The 20,792-nt window shown below is 57.1% G+C and carries 23 protein-coding genes, 1 tRNA gene and 1 pseudogene; 19 read left to right on the top strand and 6 right to left on the bottom strand.

Annotated features, from left to right (window positions below; genetic code table 11):
• The first annotated feature begins 120 nt into the window (after positions 1 to 120).
• The 6 genes from FCN80_RS22865 (at position 121) to ruvX (ending at position 4,374) form a co-directional block, all read left to right on the top strand.
• Positions 121 to 627, top strand: coding sequence for a SprT family zinc-dependent metalloprotease (locus FCN80_RS22865; protein WP_136992655.1), 507 nt, complete (start codon positions 121 to 123; stop codon positions 625 to 627).
• 134 nt (positions 628 to 761) lie between these two features.
• On the top strand, positions 762 to 1,460 hold the full coding sequence (endA, locus tag FCN80_RS22860) for a deoxyribonuclease I (RefSeq protein WP_136992654.1): 699 nt from the start codon (positions 762 to 764) through the stop codon (positions 1,458 to 1,460).
• Between the two features lie 99 nt (positions 1,461 to 1,559).
• Positions 1,560 to 2,291: a 16S rRNA (uracil(1498)-N(3))-methyltransferase gene (rsmE, locus tag FCN80_RS22855; protein ID WP_136992653.1), complete on the top strand. Its 732-nt coding sequence runs from the start codon at positions 1,560 to 1,562 to the stop codon at positions 2,289 to 2,291.
• 11 nt (positions 2,292 to 2,302) lie between these two features.
• A complete protein-coding gene (gene gshB, locus FCN80_RS22850; RefSeq protein ID WP_136992652.1) occupies positions 2,303 to 3,259 on the top strand; it encodes a glutathione synthase in 957 nt (318 codons plus the stop codon).
• A 108-nt stretch (positions 3,260 to 3,367) separates the two neighbouring features.
• A complete protein-coding gene (locus tag FCN80_RS22845; RefSeq protein WP_136992651.1) occupies positions 3,368 to 3,931 on the top strand; it encodes a YqgE/AlgH family protein in 564 nt (187 codons plus the stop codon).
• Positions 3,931 to 4,374: a Holliday junction resolvase RuvX gene (gene ruvX / locus FCN80_RS22840; RefSeq protein WP_136992650.1), complete on the top strand. Its 444-nt coding sequence runs from the start codon at positions 3,931 to 3,933 to the stop codon at positions 4,372 to 4,374. Before FCN80_RS22845 ends, ruvX begins: the two co-directional genes overlap by 1 nt.
• On the opposite strand, the gene rhaM is transcribed toward ruvX, so the two are convergent.
• Together rhaM and rhaD are read right to left on the bottom strand one after the other, a co-directional pair.
• The gene (rhaM, locus tag FCN80_RS22835; RefSeq protein ID WP_230492876.1) at positions 4,362 to 4,679 is read right to left on the bottom strand and encodes an L-rhamnose mutarotase; all 318 of its coding nucleotides are present in this window, start codon (positions 4,677 to 4,679) and stop codon (positions 4,362 to 4,364) included. The two genes, ruvX and rhaM, sit on opposite strands and share 13 nt — an antisense overlap.
• Positions 4,676 to 5,503 (bottom strand): rhamnulose-1-phosphate aldolase, encoded by an 828-nt coding sequence (gene rhaD, locus FCN80_RS22830; protein ID WP_136992649.1) that lies wholly within the window; start codon positions 5,501 to 5,503, stop codon positions 4,676 to 4,678. Before rhaD ends, rhaM begins: the two co-directional genes overlap by 4 nt.
• 514 nt (positions 5,504 to 6,017) lie before the next feature.
• Between rhaD and rhaS the strand changes: the two genes are divergently transcribed.
• Together rhaS and rhaR are read left to right on the top strand one after the other, a co-directional pair.
• Positions 6,018 to 6,845 (top strand): HTH-type transcriptional activator RhaS, encoded by an 828-nt coding sequence (gene rhaS / locus FCN80_RS22825; protein WP_136992648.1) that lies wholly within the window; start codon positions 6,018 to 6,020, stop codon positions 6,843 to 6,845.
• 105 nt (positions 6,846 to 6,950) lie between these two features.
• Positions 6,951 to 7,799 carry an HTH-type transcriptional activator RhaR gene (rhaR, locus tag FCN80_RS22820; RefSeq protein WP_136992647.1) on the top strand — a complete coding sequence of 283 codons (849 nt, stop codon included), beginning with the start codon at positions 6,951 to 6,953 and terminating at the stop codon, positions 7,797 to 7,799.
• A gap of 30 nt (positions 7,800 to 7,829) precedes the next feature.
• Here the strand turns inward: rhaR and FCN80_RS22815 are convergent, their stop codons facing one another.
• Positions 7,830 to 8,825, bottom strand: a complete 996-nt coding sequence (locus FCN80_RS22815; protein ID WP_136992646.1) for a type IV pilus twitching motility protein PilT — start codon at positions 8,823 to 8,825, stop codon at positions 7,830 to 7,832.
• 15 nt (positions 8,826 to 8,840) lie between these two features.
• On the opposite strand from FCN80_RS22815, the gene FCN80_RS22810 reads away from it, so the two are divergent.
• From FCN80_RS22810 to hemW, 5 genes are read left to right on the top strand one after another with little or no spacing between them, the layout of a single operon-like run.
• Positions 8,841 to 9,560: a YggS family pyridoxal phosphate-dependent enzyme gene (locus tag FCN80_RS22810; RefSeq protein WP_136992645.1), complete on the top strand. Its 720-nt coding sequence runs from the start codon at positions 8,841 to 8,843 to the stop codon at positions 9,558 to 9,560.
• A gap of 10 nt (positions 9,561 to 9,570) precedes the next feature.
• Entirely contained in the window at positions 9,571 to 10,392 is an 822-nt protein-coding gene (gene proC, locus FCN80_RS22805; RefSeq protein WP_136992644.1) for a pyrroline-5-carboxylate reductase, read from the top strand.
• A gap of 50 nt (positions 10,393 to 10,442) precedes the next feature.
• Entirely contained in the window at positions 10,443 to 10,997 is a 555-nt protein-coding gene (locus tag FCN80_RS22800; protein ID WP_136992643.1) for a YggT family protein, read from the top strand.
• Between the two features lie 26 nt (positions 10,998 to 11,023).
• A complete protein-coding gene (gene rdgB, locus FCN80_RS22795; RefSeq protein WP_136992642.1) occupies positions 11,024 to 11,617 on the top strand; it encodes an RdgB/HAM1 family non-canonical purine NTP pyrophosphatase in 594 nt (197 codons plus the stop codon).
• A complete protein-coding gene (gene hemW, locus FCN80_RS22790; protein ID WP_136992641.1) occupies positions 11,610 to 12,743 on the top strand; it encodes a radical SAM family heme chaperone HemW in 1,134 nt (377 codons plus the stop codon). The genes rdgB and hemW overlap by 8 nt, the downstream gene beginning before the upstream one ends.
• Positions 12,744 to 12,757: 14 nt before the next feature.
• Here the strand turns inward: hemW and FCN80_RS22785 are convergent, their stop codons facing one another.
• Positions 12,758 to 13,486 carry a YggN family protein gene (locus FCN80_RS22785; protein WP_136992640.1) on the bottom strand — a complete coding sequence of 243 codons (729 nt, stop codon included), beginning with the start codon at positions 13,484 to 13,486 and terminating at the stop codon, positions 12,758 to 12,760.
• Positions 13,487 to 13,525: 39 nt separating this feature from the next.
• Positions 13,526 to 14,245, bottom strand: a complete 720-nt coding sequence (trmB, locus tag FCN80_RS22780; protein WP_136992639.1) for a tRNA (guanosine(46)-N7)-methyltransferase TrmB — start codon at positions 14,243 to 14,245, stop codon at positions 13,526 to 13,528.
• A gap of 171 nt (positions 14,246 to 14,416) precedes the next feature.
• Between trmB and mutY the strand changes: the two genes are divergently transcribed.
• The 3 genes from mutY to mltC are packed head-to-tail and all read left to right on the top strand — an operon-like array spanning position 14,417 to position 16,914.
• Positions 14,417 to 15,508 (top strand): A/G-specific adenine glycosylase, encoded by a 1,092-nt coding sequence (gene mutY, locus FCN80_RS22775; RefSeq protein ID WP_136992638.1) that lies wholly within the window; start codon positions 14,417 to 14,419, stop codon positions 15,506 to 15,508.
• Complete coding sequence (locus FCN80_RS22770) at positions 15,505 to 15,777, top strand: oxidative damage protection protein (protein ID WP_136992637.1); 273 nt, start codon at positions 15,505 to 15,507, stop codon at positions 15,775 to 15,777. The genes mutY and FCN80_RS22770 overlap by 4 nt, the downstream gene beginning before the upstream one ends.
• A gap of 60 nt (positions 15,778 to 15,837) precedes the next feature.
• Complete coding sequence (gene mltC, locus FCN80_RS22765) at positions 15,838 to 16,914, top strand: membrane-bound lytic murein transglycosylase MltC (protein ID WP_136992636.1); 1,077 nt, start codon at positions 15,838 to 15,840, stop codon at positions 16,912 to 16,914.
• Positions 16,915 to 16,948: 34 nt separating this feature from the next.
• Here the strand turns inward: mltC and FCN80_RS22760 are convergent, their stop codons facing one another.
• Positions 16,949 to 19,105 (bottom strand): ornithine decarboxylase, encoded by a 2,157-nt coding sequence (locus FCN80_RS22760; protein ID WP_136992635.1) that lies wholly within the window; start codon positions 19,103 to 19,105, stop codon positions 16,949 to 16,951.
• A gap of 627 nt (positions 19,106 to 19,732) precedes the next feature.
• Here FCN80_RS22760 and FCN80_RS22755 point away from each other — a divergent pair.
• The 3 genes and pseudogenes from FCN80_RS22755 to FCN80_RS22745 all read left to right on the top strand — a co-directional run.
• Positions 19,733 to 19,808, top strand: a tRNA-Phe gene (locus tag FCN80_RS22755).
• Positions 19,809 to 19,916: 108 nt separating this feature from the next.
• Positions 19,917 to 20,570: a tyrosine-type recombinase/integrase gene (locus tag FCN80_RS22750; protein ID WP_306767918.1), complete on the top strand. Its 654-nt coding sequence runs from the start codon at positions 19,917 to 19,919 to the stop codon at positions 20,568 to 20,570.
• A pseudogene (locus tag FCN80_RS22745) lies at positions 20,567 to 20,792 on the top strand (DDE-type integrase/transposase/recombinase); the annotation flags it as partial. The gene FCN80_RS22750 and the pseudogene FCN80_RS22745, both read left to right, overlap by 4 nt.

The following is a 20,792-nucleotide window of genomic DNA, read 5'->3' as shown; positions in this document are numbered from 1 at the left end:
GATCTGTCTTCCCCTGGCCGCCGGACATTAGGCGGCCAGGTCGGGCTTGTCATCCGACTTCGGCGCCAGCGGCGCCCTGACCTCTTGCCACACGTTTCCCGCCCGGTTAACCTTGGGTTTATGAAAGCACCCCGAATTCCCATTAATCTTCATCAAGCGGTTATGCAATGCCTGCGTGATCATCTGCGCCGGGCCGGCGAGCACTTCGGCTGCGTATTCGAGGAACCGGCGCTAAACTACCATCAGCGCGGCACCTCGGCCGGCACCGCCTGGCTGGAACAATGGGAAATACGCCTGAACCCGACGCTATTGCTGGCAAACCAAGGCGAGTTCGTCAATGAAGTGATCCCGCATGAACTGGCCCATTTGCTGGTTTTTCGCCGCTTTGGCCGCGTAGCGCCCCACGGCAGGGAATGGCGCTGGATGATGGCCGCCGTTTTGCAAACCGAACCGCGACGTACCCATCAGTTCGATCTCGCGCCGGTGCGTCCCAATACCTACCCTTATGTGTGCCGCTGTCAGCACCATGAATTGACTGTGCGCCGCCATAACCGGGTGATGCGGGGAGAAGCGCAATACCGCTGCCGCCAGTGCGGCGACATTTTGCAATTCGACGCCAAGGGATAATCCGCCGGGCCAGGCATCGGCAAGCCGCCGCCCCCCGGCCTTGGAAACCGGCCCGCAGTATGGCGTTTATCACGCGATTTGCCCGGCGCATCACAATCCGTTACTCTGCGTTTTTCCGTTACGCTTGGTCTTGTATGCCGAACACCCTGTTTTGTTTACTCTTGCTTTCCCTTTTGTCTGTTTCCTTCCCCGCGTCGGCCAAGGCGCTCCTAAATTTCAGCCAGGCCAAGACCGCGTCGGTCAAGATCAATCAGGATGCGCCGGGGACCTTTTATTGCGGCTGCGCCATTGACTGGCAGGGTAAAAAAGGGATACCCGACCTGACCTCCTGCGGCTATCGGGTACGCAAAAGCCCCTTGCGCGCCAACCGTATCGAATGGGAGCATGTGGTGCCCGCCTGGGAATTCGGTCATCAGCGGCAATGCTGGCAAGACGGCGGCCGAAAAAACTGTGAAACGGACGCCGTCTACCGGCAAATGGAAAATGACCTGCACAACCTGCAACCGGCTATCGGCGAAGTCAACGGCGATCGAGGTAATTTTCAGTACAGCCAATGGCGCGGCGGCGAAGGCCAATATGGCCAATGCGAGATGAAAATCGATTTTAAAAATCGTCTGGCGGAACCGCCCGAGCGCGCCCGCGGCATCATCGCCCGTACCTATTTTTACATGCGCGACAGGTACCGGCTGCGTCTTTCACCCCAGCAGACCCGGCTATTCGAGGCCTGGGACCGACGCTATCCGGTCACGCGCTGGGAATGTCTGCGCGACCAGCGCATCCAGGCCGTACAGGGAAATGCCAATCCCTATGTACAGCGGGCTTGCCAGCCATAAAAGCGCTGACCTACTATAACAGCCTACCGGGATCGGCCGGCGGACCCGCATGGCCGGGCCGCGAGGACGCTTTTTCCAACGAACGACAGCGATAACCCTATGCGTATACCGCGTATCTACCATGCCGAACCGTTGCCGGCCGAGGGCCATGTGACGTTAAGCGAAGAAGCCGCCCACCATCTCATCCGGGTATTACGCCTGGGCGAGGGGCAACCTTTATGCCTGTTCGACGGCAGCAACCGGATTTTCGAGGCGCAGATCGCCAGCGCGGGCAAAAAAAATGTGGTGGCGCGTATATTCTCAATGCGGCATCAGGATAATGAATCGCCGTTACGCCTGCATTTGGGCCAGGTGATGTCCCGCGGGGAAAAGATGGAATTTACCATCCAGAAATCCATCGAATTAGGCGTCAATGTCATCACTCCGCTATTTTCGGCGCGTTGCGGCGTCAGATTGGACGGCGAACGCCTGGACAAAAAACTCCAGCAATGGCGCAAAATCGCCATCGGCGCCTGTGAACAATGCGGCCGCAACACGCTGCCGCAGATCCGCGACGCCATGGAGCTGGAGGCGTGGTGCACGGAACAAGACGGTGGGTTGAAGATAAACCTGCACCCGCGCGCGAGGCAAAGCATCAATACACTGCCGCTACCGGTGGAGCAGATCCGGCTGCTGATTGGTCCGGAGGGAGGGCTGTCCGCCGAAGAAATCGCCATGACCTCGGCGCACGGATTCACTGAAATCCAGCTGGGGCCCCGTGTTTTGCGCACAGAAACCACAGCGCTCACCGCCATTACGGCCTTACAGGTCCGTTTCGGTGATCTGGGGTAAAGGAGAAGGTAATGATCAAAATTGGTATCGTGATGGATCCTATTTCATCCATCAACATCAAAAAAGACACCAGCCTCGCCATGCTGCTCGAGGCGCAGCGCCGGGGCTGGCAAATCCATTACATGGAGATGAGTTCGCTTTACCTGCGCGGCGGGGAAGCCCGGGCCACCACCCGCCTGCTGGCGGTTCGCCAGAATGACGACGACTGGTACAGTTTTCATGACGAACAGGATATCGAGCTGGGTTCCCTCGATGTCATCCTGATGCGCAAGGATCCGCCGTTTGATACCGAATTTATTTATGCCACTTATATCCTTGAACGGGCCGAGGATCGCGGCGCCTTGATTGTCAATAAGCCCCAGAGCCTGCGCGACTGCAACGAAAAGTTATTCACTTCCTGGTTCGCCCGCCATACACCGGACACATTGGTCAGCCGGCGGGACGATCTGATTCGCGAATTCTGGCGGCAACACGGCGACATCATTCTCAAGCCGCTGGACGGCATGGGGGGCACGTCCATATTCCGGGTGAAAGCCGATGATCCCAATCTAACCGTGATCGTCGAAACCCTCACCGGTTATGGCCGGCATTTCTGTATGGCGCAAAAATTCCTGCCGGCTATCAAGGACGGCGATAAACGGGTGCTGGTGGTGGATGGCGAACCGGTGCCTTATTGCCTGGCGCGTATCCCCAAATCCGGCGAAACCCGCGGTAATCTGGCGGCCGGCGGCCGCGGCGAAGCCCGCCCGCTGACGGAAAGCGATTGGCGGATAGCCCGCGACATCGGACCTATTCTGAAAAAGAAGGGGCTGATTTTCGTCGGACTGGATATCATCGGCGACCGTCTGACTGAAATCAACGTCACCAGTCCCACCTGCCTAAGGGAGATAGAAGCCGCCTTCCCCATTTCCATCACCGGTATGCTGATGGATGCCATTGAGAAACGTCTGGCCGCGGGCAAAAAGTGATTGATGACCGGTTGCGGGTCGATTTGTCCCGCAACCAGTGACATATTCATTATTTACCCGCATACTGCTGATCGTCTATTTATCAATCTATCTTATAAAAAAGCCAGAATGAATTTACAGCATCATTTTCTTATTGCCATGCCCTCACTACAGGATCCGTTATTTAAACGCGCGGTCATTTACATTTGCGAACATAACGATGATGGGGCCATGGGGTTGATTATCAATAAACCGGTCGAACAGTTCACGGTGGAAAGCGTATTGAGCAAACTCAAGATCATGCCGGCCGAACGCGACCCCGCCATCCGCCTGGACAAACCGGTTTTCTCCGGCGGGCCGCTGGCCGACGATCGCGGCTTTATCCTGCACACCCCCTGTCAGGGATTCGGATCCAGCATCGCCATATCCGAAGACACCATGATAACCACGTCAAAAGACGTACTGGAAACGTTGGGCACGGCGCAACAACCGCGCGATGTATTGGTGGCGCTGGGGTATTCCGGCTGGGAAAAAGGCCAACTTGAGCAGGAATTGTTGGAGAACGCCTGGCTGACCATTCCCGCCGACAGCGATATCCTGTTCCATACCCCTATCGCCTCGCGCTGGCGGGAAGCGGCGCGCAAATTGGGTATCGATATGCACAATATCGCCAACGAAGCGGGCCATGCATAATGGCCAGCCGAACCGTAATGGCGTTTGATTTCGGCACCCGCAGTATCGGGGCGGCCATCGGCCAGGATATCACCCGCACCGCCCGTCCGCTGACCGCCCTCAAAGCCCGGGACGGGGTGCCGGATTGGTCGCGGGTGGAAAAACTGTTGCAAGAGTGGCGGCCGGATCTGGTGGTGGTGGGATTGCCGCTGAATATGGACGGCAGCGAGCAACCGCTGACGCAGCAAGCCCGCAAATTCGCCAACCGGCTACACGGCCGTTTCGGCTTTCAGGTGTTGCTGCACGACGAACGGCTTACCACCGTGGAAGCCCGCGCCGGCCTCTTCGAACACGGCGGTTTCCGCGCGCTGGACAAAGGCCGGATCGATGCCGGCTCCGCCGTTGTCATCCTGGAAAGCTGGTTTGAACAACAACCGGCCGGCGGGGACCTTTATTCCAGATAAAACACCTGACGCAATTCCTCGCTTACCGGGCTGTTATCGGCATTGGACGGCATCAGGGGCGTCATGGATTTCCACCAACGACGACAGACGTCTGTCTGCGCCACCGCGTTCCAGCGTTCCTCGGATTCCATTTCCACATAAGCGAACAATAAATGGCGCGTCTCATCCATGAAAATGCTGTAATGATGGGCGCCGCTTTCTTTCAGGGTCTGCGCCAGTTCCGGCCAGATGGGATTATGCCGACGCTGGTATTCTTCATGGGCGTCGGGGTTGACCTGCATGACAAACGCTTTTCTGATCATCATTCAATGTCCAGTGCCGCCGCAATGGGATTAACGCCGAACCGCCGGCCAAGGGCAATCAACTCATCCCGGCTGATGGTCTGCTTCTTGCCGCCCATGGAACGGACCTTGACCATGACCTCGGCTGATTTTTCCGCGGTATCGATAAGCCCGAAAGCGTCATCCAGGGTCGGACCGCTGGCGAAAATGCCATGGAACGGCCACAACACCAACGGGTGGGCATGCATTTGCTCCGCGGTGGCCGCGCCGATACCGTCGGTACCCGGCACCATCCAGGGAACGATACCCACCCCTTCGGGAAATACCACCAGGCATTCAGTGCTGCCTTCCCACAGTTCACGGGTAAAGCGGGCGCTGTCCAGTTCCAGCACATAGCTTAACGCGATCAGATTGGTGGCGTGGCAATGCATGATAACCCGGTTGCTTCCCTGGGTAACTTTCAGGCGCGCCACATGGGATTGGAAATGCGCCGCCAGCTCAGACGTGGGCAACCCGCCGGCGGCCAGCCCCCACAGGATGCGATAGCCGTCGCCGGCGGCGTTGACTTGCAATAGCACAAGATTATCCGCCGGCGATATCTGGACGTTGCGGAAGAATTTTCCGGAGCCGGTGACCAGGAAATAGCTGTCGGCCAACTCCGGCACGCTCTGGCTCAGCGCTTCAATACGCGGATTCAGGCTGAATTCCGCGCGATACGGCGCGACATCCTCCGCGGTAAGCCGCAGGCTGACATTGCCGCCGTTACGCTCATCCCACCCTTTTAGCCACATATCGGTGGTCGCCTTGACCATTCCTTGTACGAACCAGGAACCCACTATGGTTTGCATGACTCTCTATCCTCAGCATTGACTGAATGTTGCATCCACAAACGGAATACCCACCCGTCGCCTGTTATTGGCGACGGAAATTCGGACTTCCCGCGCACGGACCGCTTCTATGGCAGGCAGTGTAGGGATTTCAGCGTACTACCGCCTTCCAGTGGATGCCACGACGACGGAGGCGATGGCAGAATGGCAAAGATGAATGTGAAACAGATCACAATTATCGCGGATCAAGTCCGACGAGGTAAGAAATAGGCATGGAAAAAGCCACACCACGGCGGCTTGCGCGCGAGCGTCGCCGACAAAGAAGCCTATTGCCCATGGCAGCTAAAAACGATGCCGGATGAAGCGCCCGACAGGCGTTAGGCCATCTGTGATCATGCCCGCAAATTCCGCTTTTGCCACCGTCAATCTTTGAAAATTAACCTGAATGCCGCTGATGACGGTCAATAATTCAAGGTTATATGTTAACCCCCAGCCTTACTATAATCACTCTTCCTGATTTGGCGAGGTGCCGACCATGACATTACTCTGCGGTGAAGAATTCTTTTTATCGCCCGAGGCAACGGTAACCATTGAGCCACGTTGGCCTCAACCCGATTTTCCCGAACATTACCACGACTTCTGGGAAATCGTCCTGGTGGAAAAAGGCTCAGGTATTCATATACTCAACGATCAGCCGTATGTCATAGGCAGTGGTACCGTCTGTTTTATCCGCGCCGATGATCATCATCTGTTTGAGAACGTCAATGACCTTAATTTGATCAATGTGCTGTATCGCTCGCCCCACGGTTTTCGTTACCTGGCGGACCTCAGCGGGTTCCTGCCCTCGCGCGATGTACCGGACGTACAGTTGAGCTGGCAGATAGGCCACACCGATATACAACAGGCCAGGCAATATATACAAAAAATCAGCGAATTGATGAACGCCACCACGCCAGAAGGCATCGCCGCCAGCGAAGGACAGTTTTTGCAGTTGTTGATTATGCTGAGAAACAGCTGTTTTCAAAACCAGGGCGCGGGGCGCAAGGAGCAGCGTCTGCAAGGCTTGCTAGGCTGGTTGCAGCATAATTTCAATACTGATATCGACTGGACGGAACTGGCCGAACAGTTCTCCCTGCCCTTGCGCACCTTGCACCGCCAGATGAAGCAACAAACCGGCATGACGCCGCAACGCTACCTTAACCGCTTGAGACTGCTGGAGGCGCGCCGCCAGTTGCGGCAAAGCGATAAGACCATCACTGAAATCGCCCATGCCTGCGGCTTTAACGACAGTAATCATTTTTCCACGCAATTTCGCAATGAGTTTTCCTATACGCCAAAAATGCTGCGTAACGGCGAACATTGACGCTCATGATTTACGGTGAGATATGACAAATGTCGCCCATCGCAAAATTTTCATCGCGCGGTCATGCCATTATTCCCCTTTTGTTCAATGCTTGGGGAAGTGACGATGCCCATTGTGAAACTCGATACGACCGACTATTTCTTGTCTGACAAGAATGCGATCATCGTCGCGGAACGACACCCTCAGCCGGTTTTTCCGCCCCATACCCACGAGTTCAATGAGTTGGTCATCGTCTGGCGCGGCAGTGGCCTGCATATCTGGAATGACGTGCCCTATGCCATTACCTGTGGCGATCTTTTTTATATCAACGCCGGCGATCGGCACAGTTACGAGTCGGTTAACGAACTGGAACTGGACAACATTCTTTATTGCCGCAATCAACTGACCCTCACCGCCGACTGGAATAGCATTTTGCCGGGGGAGGATACCGAACAGGCGCAACGTTACTGGCGATTAAGCACCCCCGGCATGTCGGCCTTACGCCGAGAGGTGGACAATCTGGCGCGGGAGTGCATGAAAACCGATCCCCTCTCGGTGATGCTGAGCGAGACACTGTTTTTGCAATTGGGCCTGCTGATGTTACGGTTTCGCCATGCGCCGGACAGCGTGCTGCCATCCGATGCCGAACAACTGGATTTGCTCTTGATGGCGTTGCGGGTCAGCGTTAATGAACCTTTTCATCTGGACAGTTTTTGCCGACGGCACAACCTTTCGCCGCGCGGCCTCAAAGCCCTGTTCAAGCAGCAAACCGGTCTGGGCGTCAATCAATATCTGCGCCAATTACGCCTGTGCAAGGCCATGGACTTGCTGCGGCACGGCAGCCAAACCATCAGCGATGTGGCGTCGTTGTGCGGCTTCGATGACAGCAACTATTTTTCGGTGGTGTTCAATCAGTCGTTCGGCATATCCCCTCGCCAATACCGTCAGCGCTTCCAGAAAAAAGAGGTGTACTGAGACGCAAAGCCGGCGCGATAGCCGTTTGTCTCATCCGGCAGGGGAATCACTTCCCCGCCGGCGACCGTCTTGCTCAAAAGTCCGCATGCCCTGCTCCCCCCCTGATTGCACCAGTCCCGGCAGCAGATGGGTCTTGCCGGTGCGAATCAGATTGCGCGCCGCCGGAGTGGCGATCATCAGCTCGAACAATGCCTGGCGTCCGCCTTGTCCGGTGGGGACCAGACGCTGCGCCAGTATCGCCAGCAGGGCGTCGGCCAACGCGATGCGGGCGACGCCCTGCTCGTCGGACGGGAAGCTTTCAATAATGCGATCCGCCGCCTGCCAGGCGTGGCGGGCATGCAATGTGCCCAACACCAAATGGCCGGTCTCGGCGGCGGCCAGCGCCAGGCGAATAACCGACGCCCCCCGCAGTTCGCCAATCACCAGCACGTCCGGATCCTGGCGCAAGGCCGCGTGCAATCCGGCGTGGAAATCCAGGCAATGGCGGCCGATCTCCCGCTGCTGAATAAGCGCCAGCGCGGATTGGTGGATATACTCGATGGGATCCTCCAGCGTGACGATATGCAGCCGCCGCCGGTGGTTGAGGTAATGCACCATGGCGGCCAGCGACGCGGATTTGCCGCTGCCGGCGGCGCCGACGGCCAAAAGCAGGCCCCGAGCGCCGTCCAGCAATCCGGCGACGGCCGGCGGGATCCCGATGGCGGTCCAATCCGGAATACGTTCTGGTATCAGCCGCAAAGCGGCCGATACTCCGCTTCGCTGGCGGAAAAAATGCGCCCGCACCCGACCGCCCCCGGCGAAGGCCGCCGCGGCGTCCGCCTGGCCGGTTGCCGCCAGCGTCGCCCGCGCGCGTTTATCCAGAATACGCGCGCAGCAATCGTTCATATTCTCATCGTTTATTCGTGGTAAGGTAGCCAACCGGCGCAGTTCCCCGTCGATGCGGATAATCGGCGCCAAACCCGGACAAAGATGCAGATCGGAGGCATTATGCTTTACACTATGGGCCACCAGTTCATCCATATCCATACGACCTCCTGAAACATGAGCGCTATAAGAGAGAATTTACAGCAGGTGACCGCCCAAATCGCATCGGCCGCCAGGGAATGCGGCCGCGATCCCGCGGAAATCACATTGCTGGCAGTCAGTAAAACCAAACCCGTGGCGGCGATCGAGGAAGCCGTGGCCGCCGGTCAGCGGGCCTTCGGTGAAAATTATGTGCAAGAGGGTGTCGGCAAAATCGGATATTTTCAGCAAAAAGAAATCCATCCGCCGCTGTCATGGCACTTTATCGGTCCATTGCAATCAAATAAAAGCCGCGCCGTGGCCGAGCATTTCCATTGGCTGCACACGCTGGACAGGCTGTCGCTGGCGCGTAGACTCGATTTGCAGCGGCCGGCGGCGCTGCCGGCGCTGAATGTACTGATTCAGGTGAATATCAGCGGTGAAGAAAGCAAATCGGGCATCGCCCCCGATCAATTACCGGAACTGGCCGCCGCGGTGGCGGAACTGCCCCGATTGCGGCTGCGAGGCTTGATGGCCATCCCCGCCGCCGAGCATGATTTTCAGCGGCAATTGGCGGTGTTCGGCGAAATGAAAACATTATTTGACGATCTGCGCCGGCGATTGCCCCACATTGATACGCTTTCTCTGGGTATGACCGGCGATATGACGGCGGCGATTGCGGCCGGCAGTACGCTGGTCAGAATCGGCACCGCGATTTTCGGTGCCAGGGACTATGGCGCTCCCACGGCATCATCATAAGAGGATTGACATGCAACAGCGTAAAATCGCTTTTATCGGCGCAGGGAACATGGCCCAGGCTATAGTGGCCGGGCTGGTCGCCAACGACTACCCCGCCGAACTTATCACCGTCTGCGCACCATCAGCCGTTCACCGCGACACTTTGGCCGCGCGTTTTTCAGTGCGCGGCGGCGCCGATAATATCGCCGCCGCCCGGCAGGCCGATGTGATCGTCATGGCGGTAAAACCCCAGTTAATGGCCGATGTCTGCCGGCCGCTCTGTCAGGACGTGGATTTTTCCGGCAAACTGGTACTGTCCATCGCCGCCGGCGTCAGTATCGAACGCTTTCGCCGGATGCTGGGCGAGACGCTGAATGTGGTGCGGATCATGCCCAATACGCCGGCGTTGGTGGGTAAAGGCATGAGCGGCCTGTACGCTCCGCCCGGCGTCGGGCAGGACGATCGCGATTTCACCGCCGATCTGATGGCGGCGGTGGGCGAGATTTGCTGGGTTGAGAAAGAAAGCGATATCAACGGGATTATCGCCGCGGCGGGCAGCGCCCCAGCTTACTTTTTCCTGTTTATGGAAGCCATGCGGCAGGAAGCGGTAAGGATGGGCTTCACCCCCGCCGCCGCGGATACGCTGGTGCGGCAGGCGGCCGTCGGAGCCGCCGCGCTGGCGCAGGCCAGTCCCGATATCCCGCTCGGCACGTTACGGGAAAATGTCACCTCCAAAGGCGGCACCACCGCCGCGGCCTTGCAGGTTTTCGACGAACGGCAACTGGCGCAGACCGTGGCCGAGGCCATGCGGGCCGCGGTCAGGCGCGCGGAAGAGATGGAAAAATTATTCTGATCAATGCCCTGTTTCCGCCATTTTAACCTCTTAAAGGACATGACCTTCTTATGCTGACGCTGACGTTTCTGGTCACGACACTGATTGATTTGTATATCATGGTGTTACTGCTGCGTATCTGGATGCAGTGGGTACGCTGCGATTTCTATAATCCGTTTTCGCAATTCATCGTCAAGATCACACAGCCGATTATCGGTCCCCTGCGCCGGTTTTTGCCCTCGCTCGGTCCTATCGACAGCGCGTCGCTGCTGGTGGCCTATATCCTGGCCACGCTTAAGCTTCCCTTGCTGGTGCTGATTCAGAACGGCGCGCTGGACATTGATCCGCTCAATTTCCTGGCGGGTTTGCTGACGTTGCTTAAGGCCGCGGGGCAACTGGTTTTCTGGATAATTATCATCCGCTCGCTGATGAGCTGGGTCAGCCAGGGACGCAGTCCGATGGATTACGTGCTCTACCAACTCACTGAGCCGCTTATGGCGCCGATTCGCCGGATAATACCGGCCATGGGCGGCATCGATTTCTCCGCCATGGTGGTTATCCTTATCCTGTATATGCTCAATTACCTGGGTATGGACCTGTTCCAAGGCCTGTGGTTTCAGTTGTAAGCGCCACCGTCGTTGAGGTTTGCATTATGCGAAAGACAGTACTGGCGACCGGCAATGCCGGCAAAGTCGCCGAACTGGCCGGGTTGCTGGAAGATTTCGGCTTCAGCCTGTCGGCCCAGACCGACCTTGGGGTGGAGCCGGTCGAGGAAACCGGCCTGACGTTTATTGAAAACGCCTTGTTAAAAGCGCGCCATGCCGCGCGGGTCACCGGCCTGCCGGCCATTGCCGATGACTCGGGCCTGGCGGTGGATTACCTGGGCGGCGCGCCGGGAATCTATTCCGCCCGTTACGCCGGCCCCAACGCCAGTGATCGGCAAAACCTGGAAAAACTGCTGGCTGCTCTCGACGGCGTGCCAATGGCGTCGCGCGGCGCCAGTTTCCATTGCGTCCTGGTTTACCTGCGCCATGCCGACGATCCCACGCCGCTGGTCTGCCATGGCCGTTGGCGGGGGGTCATCGCCGCCGCGCCGGCGGGCGAAGGCGGCTTCGGTTATGATCCGGTATTTTACCTGCCGTCGCTCGGGATAACCGCCGCCCAGTTGAGCAAGACGGAAAAGCAGCGGCTTTCTCATCGCGGCCAGGCGCTGAATACCTTGCTGGACGCACTACGCAATGCCTGAGTTACCGCCGCTGAGTTTGTACGTGCATATTCCCTGGTGCGTACAGAAATGCCCTTACTGCGATTTTAATTCCCATGCGCTAAAAGGAGAATTGCCGCACGAGGATTATGTGGCGCATCTGCTGGCGGATTTGCAGCAGGATCTGCCTGACGCCGGTAACCGCGAAATCGCCACGATTTTCATCGGCGGCGGCACGCCTAGCCTGCTGTCTGTTGGGGCCATGCAGGAACTGCTGGACGGCATCCGCCGCCGCCTGCCGGTAAAACCATCGGCGGAAATCACCATGGAAGCCAATCCAGGCACGGTGGAAGCGGGGCGTTTCCAACACTACCGGCAAACCGGGATCAATCGCATTTCCATCGGCGTGCAAAGCTTCGATCCGCTGAAATTATCTCGACTGGGCCGGATCCACGGCCCGGATGAAGCCCGCGACGCCGCGCGACAGGCCGCGGATCTTGGATTGCGCAGTTTCAATATCGATTTGATGCACGGATTGCCTGAACAGACCCCGGCGCAGGCGCTGGACGACCTGGAGCAGGCCATTATGCTGGCGCCGCCGCATTTATCCTGGTATCAGTTGACCATTGAGCCCAATACCCTGTTCGGTAGCCGCCCGCCGCCGCTGCCAGACGATGATGTGCTGTGGGAAATTTACGAGCGGGGCAACCGGCTGCTGGCCGACGCCGGCTATCGGCAATATGAAACCTCCGCTTACGCCAAGCCCGGTTTTCAATGCGCGCATAATGTAAACTACTGGCGCTTTGGCGATTATCTCGGCATCGGCTGCGGCGCGCACGGTAAACTGACTCAGGCCGACGGCCGTGTGTTGCGCACGGTAAAAGTCCGCCATCCCCGCGGCTATATGCAGGGCCGTTATCTGGATAAGCGTTATCAGGTGGCGGCGCAGGACTTGCCGTTTGAGTATTTCATGAACCGCTTCCGGCTGCTCGAACCGGCGCCGCGCCGGGAATTCAGCGACTTCACCGGGCTGGACGAGCAAATCGCGCGCCCCGCCCTGGACCGGGCCCTGGCCGACGGCTATATCAGCGAGACCTCGGACGCATGGCAGGTAACGGAAAAAGGCAAGTTGTTCCTGAATTCGTTGCTGGAACTGTTTATGGACTGACCGCCTGCTTGCGGTCACGCCGCGGGCAGAACTTTCAGCAAATCCTTACGCTGCTGTTCGAGATCCGTCACTCGCCGGCACACCTGGCGGCCAAACTGCTGGAAATCCTGTTCCTGGTTATTCCATTCCGCCTGGATGGCCTGCTGCAATCCCCCCAGATTGGCCATGACCGCCTGTAAAGGGCTTTTACCGGAAGCGGCGTTCAGGGTTTGCTGTACGCCCATTTCGTTCAGGCTGTCCTGCACCACGCCGCCCAGGCTCTCCTGGATAATGCGACGGCCATCCTGTTCGACTTGATCAATGGCCTTATGATGAAACGCCAGTCCGTCGCTGCGATGCTCGATAATCCGGTTCATTTGCTGTTTCAGTTGGCTATCCAGCGTCGCCAGGCGGGCCCGCACATGACTGTCGCTACCCAATTGCCGGACAATGACCCGATCCAGCGCCGCCCGTCCCTTTTCTAAATGCGCCCGGGCGCCGTCGTCGATCCAGGGAAGTTGCTCCCGTAACGCCGCCTGATAAGCCACGGCCTGACGGCGACTGTCGGCATCAAGCGTCAAAGGCCGCCCCGCGCGCGACACGTCCCCCTGCCGGCTGATGACGATGTCCTCCTCAGCGCCCACCACCCGCACCTGTTGCGGCGTAATAAAAACATCCACCTGCGGTTTGACCTGGCACTGGTAATCCGCCTGCGCCTGTCCGGCCGCCAACATCAATAACCCAAGCACCCAATAGCGCAACATATGTTCTCCCGAAAATTGCCGGCGATACCGCCTATCCTATCAGACCGTTTTTTCGAACAGTAAATCCCACACTCCGTGACCGAGTCGTTGGCCGCGCTGCTCAAACTTAGTCAGCGGACGGGACGACGGCCGCGCCACATAATCCTGCGTGGTGGAGAGATTGCAAAAACCACGGGCCTGGGTCATCACCGCCAACATGTGTTCCGCGTAGGGTTGCCAATCGGTGGCCATGTGAAATACCGCCCCCGGACGCAGCTTACGTCCCACCAGCTCGACAAAGGGACCTTGCACGATTCGCCGCTTATGATGCCGCGCCTTGTGCCAGGGATCCGGGAAAAACAGCAGCATTCGCGCCAGACTGCCGTCGGGGATCATGTGTTGCAACACTTCCACCGCGTCATGGCACATCACCCGCAGATTTTCCAGCCCGGCGGCCTTGGCGCTCATCAGGCAAGCGCCGACACCCGGCTGATGCACTTCTATGCCCAGAAAGTTCTCATCGGGGCTGGCCGCCGCCATCTGCACCAGCGACGCCCCCATACCGAAACCGATTTCCAGCGTAACCGGCGCGTCCCGGCCGAACAGGGACGCCAACGATGTGGGTTCGGGCCGGTATTCCACCCCCATTTCCGGCCAGAAGCTCTCAAGCGCCGTTTGCTGGCCCTTGGTCAACCGACCCTGGCGGCGGACAAAACTGCGAATCCGGCGCAACGGACGGCCTTGTTCATCGAATTCAGCAGAGATGACGTTATTACTCATAATGGTTTCGTACCGCGCATATTGAGGGGCAAACGGGCATTATGCAAAGATAGCCCCGATAAGCAAGGGGCGGAAAGCCGAAAGTTCCTGTTTACAGTTTGGCGACTCTATGCTGGAATCGCTGCCTTAAGCCTCTACCCTGAATTCAGCCGGATAAGTGGTGCCGCGTAAATGATACAAGCGCAACAATTTGCGCGACAAGTGCTGGCCTGGTATCAGCGCTTCGGCCGCAAAACCCTGCCCTGGCAGTTGCAAAAAACGCCCTATAAAGTATGGCTGTCGGAGATTATGTTGCAACAGACCCAGGTTGCCACCGTCATCCCCTACTTCGAGCGTTTTATCGCCCGTTTCCCCACAATAGGCGATTTGGCCGCGGCCGCGCAGGACGATGTCTTGCATCTGTGGACCGGTCTGGGCTATTACGCCCGGGGCCGCAATCTGCACAAAGCGGCCCGGATTATCGCCGACCGGCACGGCGGGGAGTTCCCCCGCCGCTTCGAGGATATCGCCGCCTTGCCGGGTGTGGGACGCTCCACCGCCGGCGCGGTATTATCCTTGGCGCTCGGCCAGCATTATCCTATTCTTGATGGCAATGTGAAGCGCGTCCTGGCCCGCTGCTTCGCGGTCGCCGGCTGGCCCGGCAAAAAAGAGATCGAGCAGCGGCTCTGGACCTTGAGCGAACAGGTGACGCCCGCTGAGGATGTCGGGCAGTTCAACCAGGCCATGATGGATTTGGGCGCCATGGTTTGTACCCGCAGCCGGCCGAAATGCGAGCTTTGTCCGCTACATAACGGCTGCGAGGCCCATGCCGGTAACGACTGGGGTAAGTATCCCGGTAAAAAACCGCGCCAGACACTCCCGGAAAAAACCGCCTGGTTCCTGATATTGCAAACCGGCCGGGTGATTTGGCTGGAGCAGCGGCCTTCGATCGGTTTATGGGGCGGATTGTTTTGTTTTCCGCAATTTCCCTCGCGGGACGAACTGGGCCACTGGCTGAAAAAACGCGGCATGGATATCGATAAAGGCGAACAGATGACGGCTTTCCGGCATACCTTCAGTCATTTTCACTTGGATATCGTGCCGCTGCGCATCCAGTTGGAGAATGCCCAAAGTTGCATGGATGAAGGCGCCGGACTCTGGTATAACTTGGCGCAGCCGCCGAGCGTGGGACTGGCCGCGCCGGTGGAACGGTTATTGAAGCTGGCGGACGAACCACGGCTGCCGCTATCGCTACGCCCCGCCGACAATGAGGAAGAACAATGAGCAGAACAATTTATTGCACCTATCTGAAACGCGAGGCCGAAGGACAGGACTTTCAATTCTATCCCGGCGAACTGGGTAAACGCATCTTCGAAACGATTTCCAAGGAAGCCTGGGCGCTTTGGCTAAGCAAGCAAACCATGCTTATCAATGAAAAAAAACTCAGCACCATGAATCCCGCCGATCGGAAAATTCTTGAACAGGAAATGATCAAGTTTTTATTTGAAGGCCAGGATGTCCATGTGGAAGGTTATACTCCTCCCAGCGAATAATCACCTTTTGGGGGCGGGCTGGCCCCCTTTGCATTCCTCGTCATGACACGGCTTGGTAAGATGAAGAAAATTGTAACATTGCTGGTGATTGCGCCTTTGTTGTTTTCCTGTTCGAGCCATAACAATGACGAAGACAATGAAGCTTATATCAAGGACACCAATGGTTTTGACATCTTGATGAGTCAATTCGCCAATAACATAGAAAACATTTGGGGCCTGAACGAAGTTCTGATCGCCGGACCAAAGGATTATGTAAAATATACCGATCAATATCTCACCCGCAGCCATATTAATTTCGACGCCGGCACCATCACCGTTGAAACCATTGCCGGCACCGATCCGGCCGCGCATTTGCGTCAGGCTATCATCAGCACGCTATTGATGGGCGACGACCCCGGTTCCATCGATCTTTATTCCGATGCCAACGATATCCAGATCAGCAAAGAACCTTTCCTGTATGGGCAGGTGGTGGATAATGAGGGCCAGCCCATCCGCTGGGAATGGCGCGCCGCCCGGTTTGCCGATTATCTGTTGCAGACCCGCCTGCAAAAGCGGGTATCGGGGATGCATGTCATCTGGACGGTGACTATCCAGTTAGTGCCCAACCATCTGGATAAACGCGCCCATAAATACCTGCCGTATGTCCGCCGGTCGGCGCAGAAATACGGGGTGGATGAATCGCTGATTCTGGCCATTATGCAGACTGAATCGAGTTTCAACCCTTATGCCGTCAGCAATTCCGACGCCCTCGGTTTGATGCAGGTCGTGCAGCACAGCGCGGGACGCGATGTCTTCAAGATGCAGGGCCGCTGGGGAACGCCCAGCCGAAGCTACCTGTTCAACCCGGAAAACAATATCGACACCGGCACCGCCTATCTGGCCCTGCTCCAGTCGAATTACCTGGCGGGCATCGTCAATCCCACCTCCCGGCGCTACGCGGTCATCGCCGCCTATAACGGCGGCGCCGGCAGCGTGCTGCGGGTCTTCTCCAGCGACAAAAACCAGGCATTTGAAATGATAAACGAACTGCCGCCGGACCAGGTTTACGAAATTCTCTATACCCGGCATCCGTCCGCCGAGTCACGCCGTTATCTGTATAAAGTGAACAAACTGCAAAAATACTATTATCGGCGCTAGCCGGCATGCGCCGGCAACTGGGGAAAGCCGCGGGTCACTGGCTGATGACATGGCCGTACAGACGCTTGATGCCGTCGGCTTCCTCCACCGCATACACGCCCTGCAGCTCCGGCGAAAAGCCGGGCAGCAGGTTCAGGCCCTCTTCCAGCGCCAGGAAATAACGCTGCGCCGGCCCGCCCCAGATTTCGCCGGGCACCACGCACAACACCCCCGGCGGGTACGGTAGCGCGCCCTCCGCGGCGATCCGTCCCTCGGCCTTGCTGATAGGCACCAGTTCCACTTCGCCACGCACAAACGCCGTATTGGCTTCCTGGGGATTCATGGCCACCCTGGGCAGGTGATCACGGCGGAACATATCCCGCTGCAATTGCTTGACGTCATAGCCGACATACAGATCATGCATTTCCTGGCACAAACGACGCAAAGTGTAGCCCTGATAGCGATCCGGGTGCCGCTCACAAATGCTGGGCAACACATCGCGCATTGGCGCATCCTGGTCGATATAGTTTTCAAACGCCGCCAGCGCCTCCACCAGTCGCTGCATCTTGGCGTAATCTTCCGCCGGCGTCAGTAAAAAGAGTATGGAATTGAGATCGCATTTCTCGGGTACGATCCCGTTCTCGCGCAGGTAAGTAGCGAGTATCGCGGCGGGGATGCCGAACGCGCAGTACTTGCCGCTGGCGGGATCGATGCCCGGCGTGGTCAGTAACAACTTGCACGGATCGACAAAATATTGGTTGTCTGTATAGCCGGCGAAACCATGCCAGCGTTGTCCCGGCCCGAAGTTGAAAAATCGCACATTGCGCGCCATGTCGGCGGTATCATGATCCTGCCAGGGCCGGCCATCGACCGTTCCCGGTATAAAGGGCTTAATCAGCCGGCACCGCGCCAGCAGTTGTTTGCGGGTTTCGATTCCCAGCGTCACGCATTCCTGCCACAAACGCCGGCCAAATGCGCCTTCGTGTATTTTGGCATTGATTTCCAGCGCGGCGAACAAGGGATAAAATGGACTGGTGGACGCATGCAGCATAAAAGCGTTGTTGAAACGTTTGTGATTGCAAAACCGCTTTTGACCTTTGATGTGGGCGTCTTTCTTGTGAATCTGTGAGGTTTGGGAAAAGCCCGCTTGCTGTTTGTGCACCGACTGAGTGACAAAAATGCCCGGATCATGTTCGTTCAAATCGAGCAATAGCGGCGAGCACTGTTCCATCATTGGGATAAACTGTTCATAGCCCACCCAGGCTGAATCGAACAGGATGTAATCGCACAAATGGCCGATTTTGTCCACCACCTGCCGGGCATTGTACACCGTGCCGTCATAGGTGCCGAGCTGGATAACCGCCAGCCGGAACGGCCGTTGCTCGTCGGCCCGCCAGGGGGCGATTTCCGCTACCTGGCGACGGAGATAGCGCTCATCGAAGCAATGCGCATCCACGCCGCCGATAAGCCCGAAGGGATTGCGGGCGGTCTCAAGATAGACCGGCGTCGCGCCGGCCTGGATGAGCGCCCCGTGATGCACCGATTTATGGTTATTACGATCAAACAGCACCAGGTCGCCCCGGGTCAGCAAGGCGTTGGTGACCACTTTATTGGCCGAGGACGTGCCATTGAGGACGAAATAGGTTTTATCGGCATTAAAGACTTTGGCGGCAAATTTCTGCGCCTCTTTCGCCGAACCCTCGTGAATAAGCAGATCGCCGAGCTTGACGTCCGCATTGCACATATCGGCGCGAAAGATATTTTCCCCGAAAAACTCATAGAATTGCCGACCGGCGGGATGCTTGCGGAAAAACTCGCCCCCTTGGTGACCTGGGCAGGCGAAAGTATTATTACCCATGGCGACATATTTGGTCAGGGTATCGAAAAACGGCGGCAGCAGATTTTGTTGGTAATCGTCGGCGGCGGCCTCCAGCACGGCGGCATGATCCTCCGGACCGGCGAGAGATAACAGCGCCGTGTCAGGGGGCAGCGTCAGACCGTCGGCCTCTCCCGGTATGGCAACGGCCATGAACGCGGGAATGGTCAGCCCGGTATTACGCAGCACCGTCAGTAGTCCTGAGCGGACATCCGCCGCGCTGGCCACCAGCACGGCGACATCGGTAAAATCAGTCTGATCCAGCAACACAATTTCCCGCGAAGTACGCAGTTGCCCGGCGATGTTGGCGCTGGCCGCAATTTTCATTAGTTTCATGTCACCAATCCCGAGGTTAAGGATGAGTGTGGATGCCAGATGGCATGTAAAGGGAAAAATTCCCGCCTTATCTATGAGTTTAGTTTTTCAGCAGGAGAAAGCGATATCCTGGAAAAGCAGCGATGACAGCGTCAGACAAGCATCATAAAAACCAGAGGAGCGCTCTGATTTTAGTCATGCCTGCCAGCCTGTCAGGGTACCCTCACCGCATGAAGGGCTGGGGTAATAGGCGGAAACCGAAATTGCGCGGACAACAGGAAAGCGCTGTCAGGCGACTGTGCCTGAGACGCAAGTGCGGCAGCATGGCGTTAATCATACCGGCGGCTCTCCTGTTGTTGTTCATGAGGATCAGAAAATTCGGGCAATAATTGCATGATTCTCTCTGCTATTCAAGTAGAAATCATGAACGCAGGTCAATGCCTTCCCGAATTATTTATATGATATTTAATACAATAATGCGTTACGGATAAATCCTGATACAACTTTTCTGCACCGGCCCCGCTCCCGCAGCCCTAACGCATGAAACAACCGATGGCGCAGAGAATGCCTGAAATATGTCCAACCGGTGATAAGACGGTAATAAAGCCGTTGACGCCATCCCTCGGATACGGTTTAATGCGCCCCGTTGCCCGGATAGCTCAGTCGGTAGAGCAGGGGATTGAAAATCCCCGTGTCCTTGGTTCGATTCCGAGTCCGGGCACCACTATTCTTTTTTTATGCCTTCCTATGAATTCTTATGTGTCTTAAATTCAACAGGTTAGCGTAAAAACTCTTTCCGATACGTTTCGATTTATCCCTAGGTATCCGGAAAATGTGGGGTCTAATTGCGGGTCTTTCAGTTCGACGAACGGAGCGACCCTCAATGTTAACTGATAGTAAAATCCGCACTGCCAAACCCCTTTCTCAATCCTACAAGCTCAGCGATGCCCAAGGCCTATATCTTACGGTCGCTGCCAGCGGTTCACGTCTGTGGTATTTCCGCTATCGCTTTGGCGGTAAAGAAAATCGTCTGGCCCTCGGCCATTACCCGCAGGTGACGCTGGCGGAGGCTCGCGAAAAGCGCGACGCGGCACGTAAGCTTCTGGCATCCGGCATACCCCCTTCCCTGCCCCGCGAATCAGCAAAAACCGCAGTAGACGAAACCCACACCTTTAAACACATCGCAACCTCGTGGCATACCAGTAGCCTGAAGCGCTGGTCGGAAAACCACGCGGCTAAAATTCTTACCTGCCTGAAGCGCTACGCGTTCCCTGACATTGGCGAAATGGATATCGCGGAGGTTGAAACCTGGCATCTGGCGCAGCTAATCAAAGCCATCGACGGTAAAGGCGTGCATGACGTGGCCGGGAGAATGCGTCAATACCTGACCAAAATCATGCGCTACGCGGTACAGCAAGGGCTCATCAGATATAACCCTGCGCTCGACCTGAATGGCGTCGTGGACCCGGTGGTGCCCCAACACTGAACATGCGAATCAAACCGAAAAAACGACTGAAACGGGATAAGCCTGAACCGCTGGCGGTGCCTGAAAGCCGCAATGAATGCTGGTCGATGGATTTCATGCACGATCAACTGTCGGATGGTCGTTCCGTCCGATTGCTGAATGTTATCGATGACTTTAATCGTGAAGCGCTGGCTATCGAAGTGGACTTCTCACTCCCCGCCAGTCGTGTAATAAGAACGCTGG

Origin of the sequence: Martelella alba (assembly GCF_005217455.1) — a bacterium.
Lineage (GTDB): Bacteria > Pseudomonadota > Gammaproteobacteria > Enterobacterales > Enterobacteriaceae > Acerihabitans.
This window is presented reverse-complemented; position numbering and strand designations above follow the sequence as displayed.